Below are 21,158 nucleotides of genomic sequence, written 5' to 3' on the forward strand. Positions count from 1 at the left end.
CTGTACTGCTATTCATTATCAGCAGATGATAAATATTGAATAATCCCTTCAAAATCGTGATGCAAAGGCGCTTCAATTTTTATTACTGCATCATCACCTTCTTTACCTGGGTGGGTAAAGGTTAAAAACTGAGCATGCAAAGCCAAACGCTTCATACCTAACTTAGCAAATGACTTATTAATAGATTTATCTCCGTACTTATCATCCCCAACAATGGGACAACCCTGAGACTGTGCATGAACACGTATTTGATGTGTGCGCCCTGTTTTCAAACGAACATTCACCAAATCAACCTCTTTGAAAGATTGCTCCACCTTAAAAAAACTTACTGAAGGCTTACCAGACTGATCTACCACAACCATTCTTTCGCCTGATTGAAGCGTGTTCTTTAGCAGAGGCAAGTCTATTTTTTGCTTGCCTTTAGGCCAATGTGCCGATAGTAAAGCCAAATACTCTTTAACCATTTTGTCTTCACGAATTTGTTCATGAAGCGCTTTCAATATAGATGCTTTTTTGGCCAATAAAATACACCCTGAAGTTTCTCTATCAAGGCGATGTACCAACTCCATACGTTTTGCCAAGGGGCGTAGCTCTCGCATTACTTCTATTAAACCAAACTGAACCCCGCTACCACCATGAACTGCAACACCTGAAGGCTTATTAATTACCATCAAATCAGCATCTTCATACAAAATCGCTTGTTCTATTCGCTCTAGCTGACCGGCTGGTATTTTAACTTCCATTTTTTCAGGCGTTCTAATTGGTGGAATACGAATTAAATCCCCTTCCTGAATTCGGGTCGTCTGCTTTACCCGCCCTTTATTAACGCGAACCTCACCTTTTCTTATAATTCGGTAAATAAGTGTTTTAGGGACATTGCGATAATGGCGCATTAAAAAGTTATCGACTCTCTGACCAGCATCTTCGGAGCCAGCCGTAATAAACTTTACAGACATATTCTTTCTCTTTAACGTAATTTGCGCTAGTTTACAAGATAATATGCATGGATGCATTGCATCCCTGAAAAATGAATGATATATTTAGCCGGAGCTTAGAATTTCTATATAAAACAGAAACTAAGTGATACAGAATTTTTTAGAGTTCTGAAGCCACTCGGTTTTAGAATAGTTTTAAAAGAACCACGAGAAATAGATAAAACAGACGAAAAAATAGAAAAAAGTTACAGATCGCAACCGCCAAAAAAGCGAAGAACGTAAGACGATACTGCAACCATACGGGATGATTTCTACCAAGAAAAATACCGAGTAACAAAATAAAACAGATGTTTCTTTCGAAGTATTAAATTAAAACATCTGATTTGGCTAAGAGCTTTTATGGCACATAAAATAAAAGCTCGAAAACAACGCGAGATGCTTTTACTCAAGTCTCTATGTAGCTTTCGAAATAATCGAAACTGCAACCAAAGATTAAAAATAAGAAAATAAAAGGAGTAAAAGCCGTCATTGATGGTATTTAACGCTATTTAAGCGTGTATAACATTCAACAAAAAACTCCGCAAAGATGCCTTACTCACCTTCCGTTTTTCATCTTCTCAACCCTGTTTTTATCCGTTTCTCTTTAACATAATTAAAAAGAGAATCGCATGAAAAGAATGCTGATTAACGCGACGCAACCAGAAGAGGTCCGCATCGCATTAGTCGATGGGCAAAAGCTCTACGACTTGGACGTCGAAACCCCACATCATCAAAAGAAAAAAGCCAACATTTACAAAGGTGTCATCACCCGCATCGAACCTAGCCTAGAGGCTGCGTTTATCGATTACGGTTCTGAAAGACATGGCTTCCTCCCCTTCAAAGAAGTTGCTGAAGAGTATTATCCAGAGAACTTTGCTGGAGATAAATTGACAATTAAAGACGTTCTAAAAGAAGGTCAAGAAATTATTGTTCAGGTACAGAAAGAAGAACGAGGCAACAAAGGGGCTGCCCTTTCTACACAAATTACTTTGGCTGGCCCTTATGTCGTTATGATGCCAAACAATCCTAAAGCAGGCGGCATCTCTCGTCGTATTGAAGGTGAAGATCGCACAGATACTCGTGATGCACTTCGTGACATTGATATTCCTGAAGGCATGGGACTCATCATCCGAACAGCAGGTGTTGGTAAATCCACTGAAGAACTACAGTGGGGAATTAACTACCTAGTACAGCTATGGGAAGCAATCCAGAATTCAGCTACTGAAAAAACAGCTCCTTTCTTAATCCACCAAGAATCAGATATCGTTATCCTGGCAATTCGTGATTACTTACGCCAAGACATTGGTGAAATTATCATCGATGATATGGAAACCTTCCATAAAGCGCGTGATTTCATACAACACGTTATGCCTCACCAAGTGTACAAGGTAAAACCTTATCAGGACAGCATCCCACTATTCACTCGCTTCCAAGTAGAGTCTCAAATTGAATCTGCTTACATGCGAGAAGTAAAATTGCCTTCTGGTGGTGAAATCGTTATCGATATTACCGAAGCAATGACTTCGATTGACATTAACTCCAGCCGTTCGACTAAGGGTGGAGACATTGAAGAAACTGCTTATCACACTAACTTGGAAGCAGCTTGTGAAATTGCTCGCCAACTCCGTTTAAGAGATATTGGTGGACTGGTTGTAATCGACTTTATCGATATGCATTCAAACCGCCACCAAAGAGATGTTGAAAACAAAATGCGAGAAGCGGTTAAATCCGACAGAGCTCGTGTTCAAATTGGCAAAATCTCACGTTTTGGTCTATTAGAAATGTCTCGCCAACGCCTAAGACCTTCTATTGAAGAGTCCACGCAAATGGTATGCCCTCGTTGTAAGGGTGTCGGCGTAATTCGAGGTGTTGAATCTTTGGCATTATCTATTCTTCGTTTAATCGAAGAAGAAGCAATGAAAGAAAATACACGACGTATTACGGTTCAAATCCCTGTCGATGTTGCAACTTTCTTACTCAATGAAAAACGTCATCAAATCATCCACATTGAAGATCATCATAAATTACATGTCTTAATCATTCCAAATGAGCACCTTGTAACACCTCATTACCAAATGGAACGTACAAAACATGGTGAAGAGCTCTCTAATGATTCAAGCTATAAAATCAAAGATGTAACCTCTCATCAAAATATGGATGATTTTATTGAGCCTCCTAAAGTTGTTAAGGAAGAGCCAGCAATCAAAAATATGCAGCCGAGTGCACCTCCAGCACCAACACCTGCACCAAAAGCTACTGAAGAAACCAAGCCTGGTTTGTTTAACCGCTTATGGAAAGCTTTATTTGCTGCTGCACCAGAAGAACAGGAAGAGGAAAAACCACAACCTAGACGTCGTCAAAACAACCGAAATGGTAACAACCGTAACCGTAACAACAACCGTAACCGTAACAACAGACGTCGTCAATCTGGTGACAATAACTCAACTACTGTAGATAATGCCGCTACCGCTGCATTGGAAATGCCTGTTAATGCATCTGAAAACAACTCAGATAAAAGCGACGAGAAGCAGTCAACAGGTAAAGGTCGTGAGAACCGTCGTGGCGGCCGTAACCGCAATCGTCGTCGTAAACAGGAAACTGACGGTACTGAAACGCAAGAAACAATCACTAGTAATACAAGTAATGCTTCTAGCGAAACAGAAACGACCAATACTAAGCCTACAAGCTCTGATGTCACTGAAACTGATAATGCAGAACAATCCTCTCCTCGTCCAAAAAGAGGTAGAAGAACGCGTAACCAGAAAAAACCGACTGAAGGCTTATCTTCAACAAATGAAGAAAATGCTGACGTTTCTGAAACAGCTAATGCTCAAAACGAAAATGAATCTTCTGAACGCCGACCAAGACGTCGTAGCCGCTATAACACACGCAGCTACAACGGTCGACGTCGTAAGCCAGAAGGTGCAGAATCACTTTCTATCCACTCTCCTGCTCCAGGATCTGAACCTACTAATACTCCTCAAACGGAAACTTCAGTAGAAAAACAACCTGAACCAGCAACAGAGTCGTCAGAAGGAAAATAAATCAAATGATTTATGTATAAAAAAAGCGCCTAAATGGCGCTTTTTTTATTCTCTTTCTTAGATAAATTTATTTATCCAACATAACCTTATTCCATATACGCCTAACATTTTCCCTTTCGAAATGAAACTCGGTCACAGACACAATAGCTTTAACATTCTGTAAAGCCAAACGGTGATAAGTTTTTCTATACTCTCTGTAAATATCTTCCAACAATTGAACATCGGCATCATCCAGGATTCCTGCTGCTTTGACCGCATCTAATAGCCTAATATTATCAGACCAAACAGAAAGTTCCTCATGCTGATTTGCAAACCCTAACACCAAGTACTGAACCATAAATTCGATGTCAACAATACCACCTTGCCCTTGTTTCAAATCAAACTCTGTTTCAGATGACTTATCAAGCGACTGCTGCATTTTTTGACGCATATCCACAACTTCAGCTTTCAGAGAATTAAGTTCCCTTGCCTCAGAAATAAACTCTCTTTTAAAAACTTCAAACGCATGTTTTGCTGCTTCGGAACCAACCACTGCTCGTGCTCGTACAAGTGCTTGATGCTCCCAAACCCAAGCTTTGGATTTTTCATAGTTAACAAAGTTATCAAATGAGGCAACTAACAAACCACTTGCGCCATCAGGGCGTAAACGTGTATCAACTTCATAAAGCGTTCCTGTAGGCATAAGGGTTGTCATAACAGAAACAATTTTCTGCCCCATACGGATAAAGTAAACATTATTTTCGAGAGGTCGCTCGCCGTCAGACCGGGCAGACGACTCCAAACCATGGTATAAAAAAACAATATCCAGGTCAGATCCATAACCTAGTTCAATACCGCCAAGCTTCCCATAACCAAGAATCAAAAAAGGCATGCCCGAAGAAACATCATATCCACCAGGTAAGCCATTACGTTTTTGCATATGTCGCCAAGCATACTCGGTAACGACTTCCAGTACAGCTTCAGCTATCCAGGTTAGATAGTCACTCACGTTCATCACAGGTACCTGCCCTGTCACATCAGCTGCCGCAACACGAAAAACTTTTTCATGTCGCCACTGACGAATTTGATTCATGAACATCTCTTCATCATCTTGTGACTGCTCCAACAAGTGGTTTGCTTCTTTTTTGAGGTCAACCAATTCAAGTGGCTCATACAGTATTCGTGAGTCCAATAGTTGATCCAATAATGCAGGATAACGTGCCAGCATATCCGTCATCCACTCACTTAATGAGCAAAGCTTAAGCAAATCATCAATAACACTTAAGTTTTCTTTTAGAAGAACCAAATAAACGCTACGCTTCATCACGCTTTCAATAACTTTAAGCACTCTTTCTAACGTAACTTCTGGGTTATCAACCTGTTGAAGTCCATTCAATATTCTTGGCAGTACTGCTTGAAACCTTTGCACAGATTCATTACTAGCATGAATATATGATCGCTCTTTCTTAAACTGCTCCAGCAAGCTCGATAACCCTTCACTCTCCTCCTGATTATTAGATGCCTCAAGAACCTGCTGTTTTGCATTAATCACACCTTCTTGCTGATCTTGTTCGGCAAACAGTAGATCGAATTCTTGCTGCACAAAATTCTGATGAATGCTTAATTCTGACAACAAACTTGCATAGTTTTCATAACCCATAGATTGAGCCAGGCACAATTGCTGCCCTTCATCTTGTGGCAGGTCATGAGTTTGCTGATCACTCCACTCCTGCAATCTGTTTTCGGTTTTTCTCAGAAATAAATAGGCAGTTTTCAATTGATCAGCAATTTCTTGCTCTAAAAATAATTCGCTCTCAAGACGGTTTAACATAAACAGCAACTCTCGACCTTGAAGGTCTAAGTTTTTGCCGCCATGCACTAATTGAAAAGCTTGCACAATAAACTCTACTTCTCGAATACCGCCTCGTCCCAATTTAATATTCTGCTGCTTGTCCTTCTTTTGTACCTCGGCATTAATCATCGCTTTCAGTTCACGAAGTGACTCTATCGCTGTAAAGTCGACATATTTTCGAAAAACAAAAGGTCTCAAAATATCAAATAACTCCTCCCCTTTTGTTTGGTCGCCGGCAATCACACGAGCCTTCACTAGTGCATAACGCTCCCATGCGCGCCCATGAATTTCATAATAATTTTCTAACTCATTAAAACTGACCGCTAAAGGTCCAGAATCACCAAAAGGTCTTAAGCGCATATCAACGCGGTACACCATACCCAAGTCCGTATACTCGGTTAAAGATTTATTTAATGCCTGTCCTAGCCTAGTAAAAAATTGATCATTAGGCGTTTCTTTTCCTCTTTCATTTACAGCCATACCTTTTTCTGGGTAAGCAAAGATTAAATCAATATCTGAAGAAAAATTTAGCTCTCGACCACCCAGTTTACCCATGCCAATTACCAGCATCTTTTGAGGATCTCCAGAAAGCTGCCCCATAGGAGAACCATATTTCTGACAAGCATCTTCGTAATGCCAATCCAACGCCCCTGAAACCAAACCATCTGCCAATGAAGATAAATCCTGCAAAGTTTCTTCTACAGAAGCCAAACCTGCTAAATCGCGTACAGCGATCCGTACCATTTCTTGCAGACGGCATTGTCTTAGCAATTGATTAAGATGACTTAAGTCCTCACATGCAACCAAGCCTCGGTGCAACTTTAACTTAAGTGAATCACCTTGATAAGCGTGTTCAAAATCCACTGCCTCTATCCATTCCGGAAAACGAGACAGCGTTCTCTCAACAAATGGACTCCATTCTTTCACTTGAGAAATCATTTCTTGTTTATTTTGAACATTCGGCCGTGTCATTCACCCTCCTCGATACAGTAGCCTGGGATTAATACAGAGCCCAGCCTGGCAGATTTTAGTATGTAATATTTATTGAATATGATAAAGATATAGCTTGGTCTTTCGAGAATCACTCAACTCCCAAACTTCTGATGGCTCAACATCTGGCACAGCAAAACTATTGGAAATAAACACCGATCCAGAAACCATTTCATTCGATACTTTTTGCCAAAGTTTTTCCATCGGTTCGGGCGACAAAAAGGCATAAACTACATCGTAATATTCCAACTTGGTATTCCATATATCCATTGCATAAATATGCCCTCCACGAAGCAACGTAAAAAATCGTGCAAGCAAATAAGGGATAGGAGCAGTTTCCACACCATCCGATCGCATTACATTAGGCAATTGAGACATGAAAACAACATTACCACCAAGACCGGCACCCAAATCCAAAAAACGAACCTTTCGACGTCTTTTTACCAATTTTTTTAGAGCTTCTCTTGTGGTGCTATTAGTCAAATAGAGTGGTACCCGTTCTTTTATAGCATTGAAAAATACCAACCAAAGCACAATAAAAATTCCCAAAGCCCACCAAGAGTTAACCTTATAGGTCAACCCAAAATATAGCCCTACAGGTAATGCAATCTGAATTATTCGCCACCAGCAAGGTAACCCCATCCGACAGCTAATAAACGCTGCCAAGAAACCTTGAACCAATACCAAAAGCCATAATGGATATGGAGGCGCAATAAAAAAACTGGCCACAAGCACTAAAGCAGCCAATAAAACTAATGCGAAAGCCTGAGCTATCAAGGCAACCGCAATTTTAGGAAAACGACTAAAAAATGACTTCATTCAACATTGCACCATAAAAAACAAAACTGCACCAAACATAACAAATAGCAACTTTTATTAATAGCAATTTTACACCTATGTCATTGTTATATATATAAATTCAATAGATGGCACGCCAAAAGCTTTAACAGAGACCGAGATGCTCTTTTTTTATTCATTACAAATCAGAGGTTAGTATGAAACTAGTAGTAGCAATTATCAAACCTTTTAAGCTTGATGATGTACGCGAATCCCTGCATGAAATTGATGTGCATGGTATGACTGTCACAGAAGCAAAAGGTTTTGGACGCCAAAAGGGTCACACGGAAATTTACCGTGGGGCTGAATATGCAATTGAATTTCTTCCAAAAGTTCGCCTAGAAATCGCAGTAGCAGACGACAAGGTTGACAGCGTGATTGAAGCAATCGGAAATGCCGCCAGAACTGGAAAAATCGGTGATGGAAAAATTTTCGTCAGCCCATTAGAAAACGCAGTGCGAATTCGTACTGAAGAAACCGGGGATATTGCCCTTTAAATAGTTCTTTTATTCATTAAGAAATGAAATCACAAAGGATACTCATTCAAATATTGATTTCAATTTAATCTTGATAACAAACTATTTGAAACTTAGTCATAAGGAAATTAGGTATGGAACAATTACTTCAAACAAATTATGCATTGGATACCTTCTACTTTTTGGTAACTGGTGCATTGGTAATGTGGATGGCAGCAGGTTTTGCCATGCTCGAAGCCGGTCTTGTTCGTTCAAAGAACACGACTGAAATTCTAGCGAAGAACGTTGGTCTTTTCGCTATCGCATGTATCATGTACATGCTGGTTGGTTACAACATCATGTATCCAAGTGATGCTGTTAACAGCTTTATCCCTGGTATCAGCTTCTTGTTGAGCCCAGATCACACTGTTGCTGATGTATTGAAAGGTGGTGACGGGGCGCCTTACTACTCTGGTATGTCAGATTTCTTCTTCCAAGTTGTGTTTGTTGCAACTGCAATGTCTGTTGTGTCTGGTGCAGTAGCTGAACGTATGAAGCTTATGTCTTTCTTCGTATTTGCTATCGTATTCACAGCAGTTATCTACCCAATGGAAGGCTACTGGAAATGGGGTGGTGGATTCTTAGATGGTCTAGGTTTCCTTGACTTCGCTGGTTCTGGTATCGTTCACATGGCTGGTGCTGCTGCAGCTCTAGCAGGTGTACTACTACTAGGTGCACGTAAAGGTAAATATACTGCTGACGGTGAATCAAAAGCGATTCCTGGTGCAAACCTACCTCTAGCAACTCTAGGTACATTTATCCTATGGTTAGGTTGGTTCGGCTTTAACGGTGGTTCTGAGCTTAAAGTATCTAACGTTGATGAAGCTAACGCTGTAGCAATGGTTTTCGTTAACACACTAATGGCTGCGGCTGGTGGTGTTATCGGTTCACTTATCGCTTCTAAATTGAAGTTCGGTAAAGCTGACTTAACGATGATGTTGAACGGTGCCCTAGCTGGTCTGGTTGCAATTACTGCAGAACCTCTAACACCAACAGCACTAGAGTCTACTTTAATCGGTCTTGTAGGTGGTATCATCGTAGTATTCGCAATCATCATTATGGATACTAAGTTCAAAATTGATGATCCTGTAGGTGCGATCTCTGTTCACGGTATCGTAGGTATCTTCGGTCTAATCGCTGTTACCTTCACTAACCCTGATGCAACTATCGTAGCTCAGCTAACTGGTATTGCCGTAATCTTCGCTTGGGTATTCATTTCAAGCTTGATTGTATGGTCAATCATCAAAGCAGTTATGGGGATTCGAGTCTCTGAAGAAGAAGAGTTCGAAGGTGTTGACCAATCCGAATGTGGAATGGAAGCTTACCCAGAGTTCACTAAGTAATCTTAGTCAACGACTCAAACAAAAAACCCCGCTTAAGCGGGGTTTTTTTATACCTCTTAAAAAGAGTATCTATAAGGTACGAATTCTATAAAGCCAAGACCGTAAAACATCCTTAAATGTTTTAGGCACTTCAATAATTTGGCTAAAAACCAAAACCACAGACGTTGTATCAGGGTTATAAAGCGGATGATCTTGCCAGTGCATCAATTCACCAATCTCAATCCCACTGTCAAACGCAATCAACTCCCAAGGTAAAACCCGGTCATATTCTAAAGGCGTAGGTCCATCACCAGAAAATAACAATTTTATCTTCTCTTCAATCAGGACTACACGAGTCTTACCATTTTCCATCCAGATACGAACCGTTTCACCTTTTGACAATAAAGTACCATAAGGTAAAAACAAATATTTCGCCTGTAGATTAGAAACAGGGACATCCACTAAAGGAGGGCCTTCGGGAAAGTTAAAATTACAGTAACCTGATGAACAACAAGACATTTTTATGGATTTATTTAACAAAATTTAAAAAAAGCGTATAATGAATTTACCTAAAAAGGTAATAAGGAGTTTAGCATGTCTATTGAATCTATATCCAATTACAATGCAACTACCTACGCAAGCCTTCAACAAAGCTTAACGTCTGGTAGCCGTATCAATCAAACAGCAAATGATGCTGCAGGGCAAGCAATTGTCACAGCGTTGACAACGCAAATTAACCAACAAGACGTTGCCACTCGTAACGCTAATGATGGCATCTCGGCACTACAGATTGCAGACGGCACTGGAGAAAGTATTTCCAATCAATTGCAACGTTTAGGTCAACTTGCGGTGCAAGCTCAGAACGGAACTTATAGCTCCGCTCAACGTGATGCAATGAACCAAGAGTTTCAACAAGGTTTAGCGTCGATTAACCAATTCGTTGGTCAAGCAAACTTTAATGGCACAAACCTTTTGGATGGTTCACAAAGCTCATTAAGTATTGGCTTAGGAGACTCTACTAGTACCTTAAACCTTCCTGACTTGACAACGAGTGGGCAAGGCTTAAACGGGTTAGATATTTCTTCAGCTGCTAATGCGAATAGTGCTTACTCTACGATCACTACAGCTCTTGAAAATCTTTCTACAAGCCGCAGTCAACTGGGCGCTCAGCAAAATGGACTATCAAGCGCAATTGATAACCTAGCGACTCAGAATATAAACTCACTAAAAAGCCGAAGTCAAATCAATGACACAGACTATGCTAAAGCTTTAACAGAACTTAGTCGCCAGCAAGTTTTACAACAAAGTAGTATTTCAATGCAAGCGCAGAGCAACCATAACAGCTCAAATGTTCTACAACTATTACAATCTTAATTGATAGTTACCTCCAGCCCTTACATTCAAAAAAATGTAAGGGCTTATAAATCAATAGATTATTCTTTTTTATTTCTCTGTTCATTTACTTTAATACGCTCTTGGGTAAATTTAATTCTCGAAATCACACACGCAAACCTTTGAAGCCTAAACTTTCATAAGTGTAAATGCTATAATTCGACCTATTTTTTAGAAACACTACAGCGTTTAATTAAAGGCAACAATGGAAAAGCATTTCGACCCCGCATCAATTGAAAAAAAATGGTACTCTCACTGGGAAGATCAAGGGTTCTTTAAACCTCAAAGTAGCACAACTGGTGACAACTATAGCATCATGATCCCCCCACCGAACGTCACCGGTAGCTTGCACATGGGACATGCTTTCCAAGACACCATCATGGACACCCTTATTCGATACCATAGAATGAAAGGTGACTCTACTTTATGGCAGCCTGGTACAGATCATGCGGGGATTGCCACACAAATGGTTGTTGAACGTCAATTAGCAGCTAAAGGCTTGAGTCGTCACGATGTTGGTCGCGATAATTTCATTGAAAAAATCTGGGAATGGAAAGGCGAATCGGGTGGCACGATCACCAAGCAACTTAGACGCCTAGGTGCTTCGCCTGACTGGAGCCGTGAACGCTTCACTATGGATGATGGCTTATCAGACGCTGTAAAAGAAGTTTTTGTTCGTCTTTATGAAGAAGGACTTATTTATCGTGGTAAGCGCCTAGTTAACTGGGATCCTGTTCTTCACACTGCTGTTTCTGACTTAGAAGTTATCTCCGAAGAAGAACAAGGCAACCTTTGGCACATGCGTTACCCGTTAACGGACGGCTCAGGTCACTTGGTCGTTGCCACCACCCGCCCTGAAACGCTATTTGGTGACCAGGCAGTTGCCGTTCATCCTGATGACGAACGTTATCAGAAGCTGATAGGCAAGACAATCACCCTTCCATTAGTTGGTCGTGAAATCCCAATCATCTCAGATGATTATGTGGATATGGAATTCGGTACGGGATGTGTAAAAATCACACCTGCCCACGACTTCAACGACTATGAAATGGGCAAACGTCACAACTTACCAATATTGAACGTCATGACCATTGACGCCACCATGAACGAAGAAGTTCCAGAAAAATATCAGGGACTTGATCGCTATGAAGCACGTCGTCAAGCTATTACCGACCTTGAAGCTCAAGATTTAATAGAAGACATTAAGCCTCATAAGTTAATGGTTCCAAGAGGCGATCGCTCCCATGCTGTTATCGAACCATACCTGACTGACCAATGGTATGTTGCAGTAGAAAGTTTGGCCAAACCTGCAATTGACGCAGTTAAAAACGGTGATATTGAATTCGTCCCAAAAAATTGGGAAAACACTTATTTTGAATGGATGAATAATATTCAAGACTGGTGTATCTCACGTCAAATCTGGTGGGGACACCGTATTCCAGCTTGGTATGACGAAGATGGTAAGGTTTATGTCGGTCGCACAGAAGAAGAAGTTCGCAGCCAATACAAGCTTGAAGCCTCTGTAGCACTATCTCAAGACGAAGATGTCTTAGATACCTGGTTCAGCTCCGCGCTTTGGACTTTTTCCACATTAGGCTGGCCAGAACAAACACCAGAACTGGAAAAATTCCACCCAACTTCTGTATTGGTTACAGGGTTTGACATCATCTTCTTCTGGGTTGCCAGAATGATTATGATGTCCTTGAAATTCACAGACCAAGTACCGTTCAAGCAAGTTTATGTACACGGCTTGGTACGTGATGGTGAAGGACAAAAAATGTCTAAATCCAAAGGTAACGTGCTAGATCCGATTGACTTGATTGATGGTATCAATTTAGAAAGCCTAGTGCAAAAACGTACTTATGGCATGATGCAACCGGAAAAAGCTGCCAAAATAGAAAAATCTACTCGCAAGCAGTTTGCAGATGGCATTGATGCTTACGGAACAGATGCCCTGCGCTTTACCTTTGCTTCATTAGCTTCAACAGGTCGAGACATTCGCTTTGACCTTAACCGTTGTGAAGGTTACCGCAACTTCTGCAATAAGCTTTGGAATGCAGCACGTTATGTCCTAATGAACACTGAAGGTTTTGACACAGGTGTTGATAAAAACGCACCTTATGAGCTGTCATTAGCAGATAAGTGGATTGTCTCTCGCTTACAAGAAGTTGAAGCAGAAGTTGCTAAGCATATCGAATCCTATCGTTTTGACTTAGCCTCAACAGCACTTTATGAATTTACTTGGAACGAATATTGTGACTGGTACTTAGAGTTATCAAAACCTATTCTAAACAGCGATAACAGCACTGATGAAGCTAAGAGAGGAACACGTCGTACTTTGGTTCGTGTCTTAGAAACGCTGCTTCGTATGCTACATCCAATTATTCCATTTATTACCGAAGAGATTTGGCAAACAGTTGCTCCTCTTGCCGCTAAAGATGGCCAAACAATTATGCTTCAACCCTATCCTTCGAGTGATAGCAGCAAGATTGATTCAAAAGCCATTGCTGAACTGGAATGGGTAAAACACTTCATTATGGGTGTTCGTCGCATACGCTCAGAAATGAACATAGCACCGAGTAAACAACTACCCGTTATACTGGATAAATTAAGCTCAAATGATGAAATTTGGTTAGAAAACAACCGTCTTTACCTTTCAACACTTGCGAAATTAGAATCAATCACGGTATTATCTGATAATGAAGAAGCACCAGAATCAGCTGTTGCATTGGTTGGGGAAATGAACATTCTCATCCCGATGGCTGGTTTGATTGACAAAAAAGAAGAGCTGGAGCGCCTTGCCAAAGAAATGGGTCGTTTAGAAAATGACATTCAACGTATTGATGGAAAACTTTCCAATGAAAGTTTTGTCGCCAAAGCACCAGAATCGGTTGTTGCCAAGGAAAGGCAGAAACTTGAGGAACATAAAATCGCACTCAAAAACCTGAAGGATCAACATGAAAAAATCAGTCAAATCTAATTTGCGCCTTATTTCATCTTTAGCACTAGTTGCTGGACTGTCTTTCAGTCAGTCCTCTATGGCTCAAGAAACTCAGTCAGAACAACCTCAAACGGATTACACGCATTATGTAACAGACTCTGTTCAAATCCCTTTGAGAACTCAACCTGGCTATAAATATAAAATACTGCGACTTCTTAAATCTGGTACACCTGTGTCAATTCTGGAAGTAAATGACGATGGCTGGACTAAGCTTTCATACAACTATAAAGGTGAAGACATCATCGGTTGGATGCCGTCAAGTGTATTACTAAACCAACCAATCGCACGTGTTCGACTAGCGAAACAGATTGAAAAAACTTCCCATATAGAGAAAAAACTCAATCAAGCACTCCAAGAGAAATCAACTTTAAACTCTCGCTTTAATGATGTTAATAATGAGTTAAAGAAGACCAAAGAAAGTAATTTCAAGCTGCAAAAACAATTAACTGAAATACAATCTATCTCAGGCAAAACGATTGAACTACATGAACAAAACCAACAGTTCATGCAGGATATTAGCAAGCTGAAATCCGACAATGCCATCCTAAAAGAGCAAATTAGCCAGGCTGGTGATGTCGTTCAACGCCAATGGTTTTTAACTGGTGGTGGCGTTTTACTACTTGGTTTATTAATAGGTCGTTTCTTACGCTTGCCAAACAGACGTAACAAATGGGGCTCTTTATAATTCAAAATTGATTGAGACTACCGACATAAAAAACGCGCCTTATTGGCGCGTTTTTTTTATTTTCAAAACTTTTCTTGATCAACCAGCGCTACTACCAACCAATTTTTGAATCAAATCCTTAGGTGAAATGTAACCAGGAATCATTTCTCCATCATCTAACAAGATATTAGGGGTTCCATTAATTCTCAGCAATTCAACTAACTTCAAATCATCTATTACAGGATTTGGACAAGTTTTCATCGGAATTTTTTTGCCCATCATCACCTTGTCTAAAGACTCTCGTCGATCACTAGAACACCAGACAGCGACAGACTTTTTATAGGATTCAGAGCCTACGCCTGCTCGAGGAAAAGACAAGTAACGAACTTTAATTCCTGCTGACGTCAGTTTAGGAATATCATCATGAAGTTTACGGCAGTAAGGGCAATCAATATCAGAGAAAACCGTAATTGTATGCTTGGCTTTTCCCTTAGCAGGATAAACAATCATTTTAGATTCATCCAAACCATTTAAAACTGCTTTTCGTTGCGCATTCTCGACAGCATTCGTAATATTCTTACGTGTTTTTAAATCAATCAAATCACCTGAAAACACATAACGCCCACTATCATCCATAAACAACACACGCGTTCCCAAAACCACTTGATAAAGACCAGGAACAACACTTGGCGAAATTTTCGCTTGTGCTGCATTCGGGGTTATATGCTGCAGTGTATTACGTATGGTATTTTCATCTGCATAGGCATTGGTAACGACTGTTGCCGTTGTAACCAACATCGCCAGTAGTGAACGCTTAAAATACATGTTTTTATCTCAACTCTTTATTAATTGTTTATCTAATTAGAATTGTAATAGATTCCATTTAAATTAACAGATTAAACCCTGAATGAAAGGTTAATAATCAGCTTAAGCCCTAGGATGATGTTGCTGATGGAGTTTCTGCAACCTCTCCTTTGCAACATGAGTATAGATTTGCGTCGTTGATAAATCAGAGTGACCGAGCAGCAACTGAACAGTTCTTAAGTCTGCGCCGTGGTTAATTAAATGCGTTGCAAAAGCATGACGCAATCCATGGGGAGATAGCTTCACATGAATATCGGCTTCAAATGCCAAGTTTTTGATTCTGTGCCACAATGTTTGTCTTGTCATAGGCCTTCCCAAACGAGAAACAAACAAAGTATCGACCCACTTTTTACCCGCCAGTACCGGTCTTGATGATTCTAGGTAGCTTTTCAAAGCATCAATGGCTAACTCACCTATTGGGACAATACGCTCTTTATTCCCTTTACCAACTACTCGGACGAGTCCTGCAGACAAATTCAACTGCTCATAAGGCAAGGTCACGACTTCTGATACTCGAAGACCTGAAGCATACATTAACTCCAAAATTGCTTTATCTCTTAAACCTAAGGGGGTCGTTATATCTGGTGCTAAAAGAAAACGTTCCACTTGGCTCTCTGACAAAACCTTGGGAATTGATCGGGTAATTTTGGGGGATTTGAGTTTAGCGGTAGGATCAATCTCAATTACTTTTTGCGCAAGTAAATAGAGCGCAAAACGTTTTAAAGAGGAAATGAGCCTTGCAATAGATTTTGCACTTTTACCTTGCTCAAACTGACCATAAATAAAATCTTCCAACTGCTGAGAAGAAACAGTTTTAAAGTCATCGAACTCTACCCCAGCCTGGCAGATTTTTATATCACGACGATAAGCAGCAAGTGTGTTTTCACTTAACCCCTCATTAAACCTGAGAAATTGAAGAAAGGTAGTTAACTGTATTTTGAAAGGAGAATCTGAAGCCATAGTCTGTATTAAAACACAAAGCTACAAATAAAAAAGGCACTCAATTGAGTGCCTTTATGAAAAAAGTAATTAAACTTTTTCTTTGATTCTTGCTGCTCTACCAGATAGGTTACGAAGATAGTAAAGCTTAGCACGACGAACCGCACCACGACGCTTAACTTCAACAGAATCAACCAATGGGCTGTAAGTTTGGAACGTACGCTCAACACCTACACCATGAGAAATCTTACGAACTGTAAATGAAGAGTTCAAACCACGGTTTTTCTTCGCGATAACAACACCTTCATAAGCCTGAAGACGTTCGTTAGTTCCTTCTTTTACTTTTACTTGTACAACAATTGTGTCACCCGCAGAAAACTTTGGAAGTTCTTTGCTCATTTGTTCCGCTTCAATACGCGCAATAATTGGGTTTTTCATTTTTATGCTCTCTTATTTATCAAAGTCTTCATTAAAACTTTGAAATGTACTTTATCCAACAATACACAGACCAGCTGCCAGAGGTTGAATCCAAATTGTTATACGACTATCTATTGTCTTGTTGTTTCAACAAATAAGTCGCATATAGGTCCGGACGCTTTTGCGCCGTCCTTTCGAGTTTTTGCGCCATTCGCCATGCATCAATCTTAGCATGGTTACCCTGTTGCAAAACCTCTGGCACTTTCATACCATCGACCTCTACAGGTCTTGTGTAATGCGGACAATCTAATAAACCATCCGAAAACGAATCTTGCTCGGCTGACTGGCTATGGCCTAATGCGCCAGGCAATAAACGAATCAATCCATCCATAAGCATCATGGCTGGTAACTCACCGCCACTGACAACGAAATCTCCTACACAGATTTCCTCATCAACTTCTGCATGAATAAAACGCTCATCAACCCCTTCATAACGACCACAAACTAAGGTTAAATTTGGTTTTTCAACCAAAGCTTCAAGCTTAGCTTGTGTCAAAGGCGTTCCCTGAGGTGAGAGATAAACCACATAAGGCTTTACACCAATTGATGCTTTAATCGCATCAACCGAGTCCTTCAGAGGTTGATATTTCATCAACATCCCCGGACCGCCACCATAAGGTCTATCATCAACAGTTTGATGAACATCCGTCGTAAACTGACGGGGGTTCCAACCATTAAAGCTATAAAGGCCTTGTTGCAACGCTCTACTAGAAACACCAGAAGCATTGATTGCTTCAAACATTTCTGGAAAAAGCGTAATGACATCAAAGCGCATAGCTCACTCCATACAAGGGATTAGGCTTCGCTATCATCCCAGTCAACTTGGATATGTTTGCTTTCAACATCCACATCCAAAATAAAAGTTCCTTCGACAAACGGAATCAAGGTTGAATGGTCATCTTGTTCAATACGCAGAACATCATGTGCACCAGTCTCAACCAAGGAAGTCACAACACCAAGTGTTTTGCCTTCTTGATTCGTAACCGTACAGCCAATCAACTCGCGCCAATAATAACCATCATCCGCATCAGGAAGCTGCTCAGGCTCAATCGCGATTTCACACCCCATATAGAGGCGAGCTTCATCACGATCATCAACGCCATTTAGCTTAGCCGCTAAGGCTTTCCCCCCCTGAAGGAGTTGCCCATCTTCTACGTCGAAAGTTCGCCACACACCTTGATACTTTATTAGCCAAGGTGAATAGCTAAAAATATTTTCGCGCGGTTCAGTATCGGAAAAAATCTTAACCCAACCTTTTACGCCAAAAATCCCACTGATTTTTCCTACAATGAGTTTTTCGCCTGACACCGCGCTCATTAACGTCAAAGTTTTCTAATTACTTAGCGTCTTTTACTAGTTTTTGAACTCTAGGGCTCATTTGAGCGCCTTGAGCAACCCAGTGATCAATTCTCGCAGTATCAAGACGAAGAACTTCTTCTGATCCTTTAGCAGTAGGGTTATAAAAACCTACTTGCTCAATGAAACGACCTGTTGCTTTGTGACGTTGGTCAGCAACCATAAGACGGTAATAAGGGTTCTTTTTTGCTCCACCACGTGCTAAACGAATAACGACCATGAATTTTCTCCTAATATCTTGATCTGCGAAGGCAGGAAATCCTACCCACAATTTCTTCTATATTTATGCACCTAAGTTATTGATACATAAAATCTTGTTTAATTCCATTTCGGAAATCGGGGATTATAAGTATTTTCTCAATCAAAATCAAACACTTTACTCACCAAAAACCTTTTAACTGCAACATAAATTCATTTGTTTCTATGGAAACTCTGTTTGCTACAGATTATTACTAGCAAAATACCCTATACAATAAATGAGGTTTGTTAGAATGAATTATGCATATCGAAAGGAAATACGATGGCGCTTATCCTGATGGTTGATGATTCTAATGTCACGCGTTCTCTTGTCAAGTTGACACTGGAAACATTACACAACGTACAAGTAGATACTGCAGAAAATGCTGAACAGGCTCTATCTCTCTGTAAAAAGACAGACTATGACATTCTGATTTTGGATTACGTAATGCCAAACCAAACAGGCCTTGACTTAATCACATCACTAAACCAGTTAAACCTACAAAAACAAACGCCTATTTTTATCCTATCGTCAGAAACGGATAGTGTTCTCAGAAAACGTGCTCAGAGCCAACAGGTAATAGCTTGGCTGAAAAAACCTTTTCGCCCTCAAACATTATTGGAATTGATTAGCAAAACCTTACCAAAACAATCAAAGTAACGATAATACCTTACTCTTGCGTAGAGCCCAATAACGGATCACCTTCTGCTTCATCCAATAAATGATTAGGCAGTTCTTTCTTGGTTTTACCCGCCAACTCTTTTAGCATTTGCGCTTGTCTAATCAAATTACCATTACCCTCAACCATTTGGTTACGTGCTTTATCGTAACTTGCCATAGCCAAACCTAACTGCTTTCCAACTTTTTCGAAAGTATCAATAAAGCCTACAAATTTGTCATGCACATCTGCTGCTTTTTTTATCAAGCTGGACGTGTGCTCTGAATGCCGTTCGTAACGCCATAACTGCTCAATGGTTTTTAATGTGGTAAATAAAGTTGTTGGCGTAACGACAGCAATGTTTTTCTCAAATGCGGATTCAAACAGAGCTGGATTTTGCTCAATCGCCATCAAATAGGCTCCCTCAATTGGAATGAACATCAGTACGAAGTCAGGAGCATTAAGAGTTTCAATATGGTCGTATCTTTTAGTACTTAGAGCCTCAACATGCTTCTGTAAGCTAACTAGATGAGACTTTATATGTTCTTGACGCAACTTCTCATCTTCAGAGTTTAAAGCTGCTTCATAGGCATTTAACGAAACCTTAGAGTCGATAATAATGTGTTTGTTATCCGGCAAATTAATAATAACATCAGGTCGTAATCTTTTATTTGTATCAGAGTGAAGTGATTTTTCCCTTTCATACTCTATTCCCAACCTCAAACCGGAACTTTCGAGCATTTTCTCCAGTATCATCTCACCCCAATTACCTTGAAGTTTTTTGTCGCCTTTCAGAGCCTGAGTTAAACTTTTAGCCTCATGTGACATTGTTTGATTGAGTTCTTTAAGCTGCTTCAACTGCTCAACCAAAGTTGCGCGCCCTTCTATATCTGCTTTATGAGTTTGATCCATTTTGGATTTAAACTCCGCCAAGCTTTGTTGCAGCGGGCTCAACATTGCACCCAATGCTTCTTTATTTTGATGGTTAATTTGAGCTTGCTTCTCTTCTAAAATCTGGCTGGATAAACTTTTAAATTCTTGCGATAACGATTGCTTAGCGTTTTCCAACAAACTGAGCTTTTCTTCAAACACAGTCTTATCTGCTGTTTGCTGCGTTTCAAGCCTTGTAATTTGTGCAACATAATCCTTTTCGTTTTCAAGCAACTTATCAAGTTTTCCTTGCAAAGTATTTAAGCTGCTTTCTGTAGAGGATAATAGCTGCTCAGCTTGAGCATGGCGTGTATTGAGAACTTGATAGTCTTGCTGTAACTGTCGATAATTTGTTTCAATCTCAGCCTTTTCCTGTATGGCAGCTTCAAAACTTTGTACCTGCTGCTCTAACTGCCGAGACTTTTCACGTGTTTTAGAGAGTGCTTGAAAAGCTACAAACCACGAAATAAAACTCCCCAGTGCTACCGCAACTAATAACCAAACCATATAGTTTGTTTCCACAGCTAACATATTTATTTCGCCGCCTGAGTTAAACGCTGTAGCGTTTTAAGTTCAGCACTGAGATCAAGTCGTTTTTCATCTTCCGTTAAAGCGGAAACTGCGGAAGGAGTATTCAATTTGAGCTTTTCCTTTTGTTTTATGGGGGTAACAACATAGGTTTTTTCCACTTTGCCTTTTACAGGTACATAAGTCTCCCCAACTTTTAGCCGGATAACTTTACCGTGTAATGAGACCTTCGTAGAACTTGTATTTGTTTGCCCTTGATGCACTTTATAACCCGCTTTCGAGCTTTTGACATATTGTCCATTTAAACGAAAACTTTGGCCTTCCGGTGTCGTAATAATAGATGACAAAGAAAGGTCAGGGGCCAGCCTGGCAGATTTTGTTTTTTTTGCAATCGGCTTTTTATCCGTTTCTGTCTGCGTTTTCACCTGCTGCTTTTGTAAATAAGCTTTTCGCTGCTGCTCTATTAATGCTCGTTGCTGAGGAGATAGAAAAATCTTACCCAAACTTTCTGCGGCATAAACAGGCGGCCTCACAAGAAAAAGTGCTACAAAAAAAATTGTCTTATATAAGCCTAGTTTCAAAAATGTTTCCCGCATAA

The 21,158-nt window shown here is 40.2% G+C and carries 19 protein-coding genes; 7 read left to right on the forward strand and 12 right to left on the reverse strand.

The window, feature by feature from the left end; all coding sequences use genetic code 11:
• Positions 1 to 8 precede the first annotated feature (8 nt).
• Complete coding sequence (gene rluC / locus N745_RS0107475) at positions 9 to 956, reverse strand: 23S rRNA pseudouridine(955/2504/2580) synthase RluC (protein ID WP_024851503.1); 948 nt, start codon at positions 954 to 956, stop codon at positions 9 to 11.
• 647 nt (positions 957 to 1,603) lie between these two features.
• On the opposite strand from rluC, the gene N745_RS0107480 reads away from it, so the two are divergent.
• Positions 1,604 to 4,018: an Rne/Rng family ribonuclease gene (locus N745_RS0107480; protein ID WP_024851504.1), complete on the forward strand. Its 2,415-nt coding sequence runs from the start codon at positions 1,604 to 1,606 to the stop codon at positions 4,016 to 4,018.
• A 67-nt stretch (positions 4,019 to 4,085) separates the two neighbouring features.
• On the opposite strand, the gene glnE is transcribed toward N745_RS0107480, so the two are convergent.
• Positions 4,086 to 6,821, reverse strand: coding sequence for a bifunctional [glutamate--ammonia ligase]-adenylyl-L-tyrosine phosphorylase/[glutamate--ammonia-ligase] adenylyltransferase (gene glnE, locus N745_RS0107485; RefSeq protein WP_024851505.1), 2,736 nt, complete (start codon positions 6,819 to 6,821; stop codon positions 4,086 to 4,088).
• Positions 6,822 to 6,890: 69 nt separating this feature from the next.
• Complete coding sequence (locus N745_RS0107490; protein WP_024851506.1) at positions 6,891 to 7,658, reverse strand: hypothetical protein; 768 nt, start codon at positions 7,656 to 7,658, stop codon at positions 6,891 to 6,893.
• Positions 7,659 to 7,834: 176 nt separating this feature from the next.
• On the opposite strand from N745_RS0107490, the gene N745_RS0107495 reads away from it, so the two are divergent.
• Together N745_RS0107495 and N745_RS0107500 are read left to right on the forward strand one after the other, a co-directional pair.
• Complete coding sequence (locus tag N745_RS0107495; RefSeq protein WP_024851507.1) at positions 7,835 to 8,173, forward strand: P-II family nitrogen regulator; 339 nt, start codon at positions 7,835 to 7,837, stop codon at positions 8,171 to 8,173.
• A 113-nt stretch (positions 8,174 to 8,286) separates the two neighbouring features.
• Complete coding sequence (locus N745_RS0107500; RefSeq protein ID WP_024851508.1) at positions 8,287 to 9,534, forward strand: ammonium transporter; 1,248 nt, start codon at positions 8,287 to 8,289, stop codon at positions 9,532 to 9,534.
• Between the two features lie 69 nt (positions 9,535 to 9,603).
• Here the strand turns inward: N745_RS0107500 and N745_RS0107505 are convergent, their stop codons facing one another.
• The gene (locus N745_RS0107505; protein ID WP_245595672.1) at positions 9,604 to 9,975 is read right to left on the reverse strand and encodes a hypothetical protein; all 372 of its coding nucleotides are present in this window, start codon (positions 9,973 to 9,975) and stop codon (positions 9,604 to 9,606) included.
• 132 nt (positions 9,976 to 10,107) lie between these two features.
• Here N745_RS0107505 and N745_RS0107510 point away from each other — a divergent pair, with 132 nt between their 5' ends.
• The 3 genes from N745_RS0107510 to N745_RS0107520 all read left to right on the forward strand — a co-directional run bounded on the left by N745_RS0107510 (position 10,108) and on the right by N745_RS0107520 (position 14,591).
• Positions 10,108 to 10,887 (forward strand): flagellin N-terminal helical domain-containing protein, encoded by a 780-nt coding sequence (locus N745_RS0107510; protein ID WP_024851510.1) that lies wholly within the window; start codon positions 10,108 to 10,110, stop codon positions 10,885 to 10,887.
• A 223-nt stretch (positions 10,888 to 11,110) separates the two neighbouring features.
• The gene (locus N745_RS0107515; protein ID WP_024851511.1) at positions 11,111 to 13,885 is read left to right on the forward strand and encodes a valine--tRNA ligase; all 2,775 of its coding nucleotides are present in this window, start codon (positions 11,111 to 11,113) and stop codon (positions 13,883 to 13,885) included.
• Positions 13,863 to 14,591: a TIGR04211 family SH3 domain-containing protein gene (locus N745_RS0107520; protein ID WP_024851512.1), complete on the forward strand. Its 729-nt coding sequence runs from the start codon at positions 13,863 to 13,865 to the stop codon at positions 14,589 to 14,591. The genes N745_RS0107515 and N745_RS0107520 overlap by 23 nt, the downstream gene beginning before the upstream one ends.
• Before the next feature lie 78 nt (positions 14,592 to 14,669).
• On the opposite strand, the gene N745_RS0107525 is transcribed toward N745_RS0107520, so the two are convergent.
• From N745_RS0107525 to rpsP, 6 genes are all read right to left on the reverse strand, one after another.
• Positions 14,670 to 15,395, reverse strand: a complete 726-nt coding sequence (locus tag N745_RS0107525) for a DsbC family protein (protein ID WP_024851513.1) — start codon at positions 15,393 to 15,395, stop codon at positions 14,670 to 14,672.
• Positions 15,396 to 15,497: 102 nt separating this feature from the next.
• Entirely contained in the window at positions 15,498 to 16,394 is an 897-nt protein-coding gene (gene xerD, locus N745_RS0107530) for a site-specific tyrosine recombinase XerD (protein ID WP_024851514.1), read from the reverse strand.
• 69 nt (positions 16,395 to 16,463) lie between these two features.
• A complete protein-coding gene (gene rplS / locus N745_RS0107535) occupies positions 16,464 to 16,811 on the reverse strand; it encodes a 50S ribosomal protein L19 (RefSeq protein WP_024851515.1) in 348 nt (115 codons plus the stop codon).
• Positions 16,812 to 16,917: 106 nt separating this feature from the next.
• The gene (gene trmD / locus N745_RS0107540; protein ID WP_024851516.1) at positions 16,918 to 17,625 is read right to left on the reverse strand and encodes a tRNA (guanosine(37)-N1)-methyltransferase TrmD; all 708 of its coding nucleotides are present in this window, start codon (positions 17,623 to 17,625) and stop codon (positions 16,918 to 16,920) included.
• A 20-nt stretch (positions 17,626 to 17,645) separates the two neighbouring features.
• On the reverse strand, positions 17,646 to 18,167 hold the full coding sequence (gene rimM / locus N745_RS0107545) for a ribosome maturation factor RimM (RefSeq protein WP_038070680.1): 522 nt from the start codon (positions 18,165 to 18,167) through the stop codon (positions 17,646 to 17,648).
• Between the two features lie 19 nt (positions 18,168 to 18,186).
• Positions 18,187 to 18,426, reverse strand: coding sequence for a 30S ribosomal protein S16 (rpsP, locus tag N745_RS0107550; RefSeq protein WP_024851518.1), 240 nt, complete (start codon positions 18,424 to 18,426; stop codon positions 18,187 to 18,189).
• A 300-nt stretch (positions 18,427 to 18,726) separates the two neighbouring features.
• On the opposite strand from rpsP, the gene N745_RS0107555 reads away from it, so the two are divergent.
• Positions 18,727 to 19,104, forward strand: coding sequence for a response regulator (locus N745_RS0107555; RefSeq protein ID WP_024851519.1), 378 nt, complete (start codon positions 18,727 to 18,729; stop codon positions 19,102 to 19,104).
• Positions 19,105 to 19,114: 10 nt separating this feature from the next.
• Here N745_RS0107555 and rmuC read toward each other — a convergent pair whose 3' ends face one another.
• Positions 19,115 to 20,539, reverse strand: coding sequence for a DNA recombination protein RmuC (rmuC, locus tag N745_RS0107560; protein WP_038071203.1), 1,425 nt, complete (start codon positions 20,537 to 20,539; stop codon positions 19,115 to 19,117).
• Between the two features lie 26 nt (positions 20,540 to 20,565).
• Positions 20,566 to 21,156 (reverse strand): hypothetical protein, encoded by a 591-nt coding sequence (locus tag N745_RS0107565; RefSeq protein ID WP_024851521.1) that lies wholly within the window; start codon positions 21,154 to 21,156, stop codon positions 20,566 to 20,568.
• Positions 21,157 to 21,158: the final 2 nt, after the last annotated feature.

This window comes from Hydrogenovibrio kuenenii DSM 12350 (assembly GCF_000526715.1).
Taxonomy (GTDB): Bacteria; Pseudomonadota; Gammaproteobacteria; order Thiomicrospirales; family Thiomicrospiraceae; genus Hydrogenovibrio; species Hydrogenovibrio kuenenii.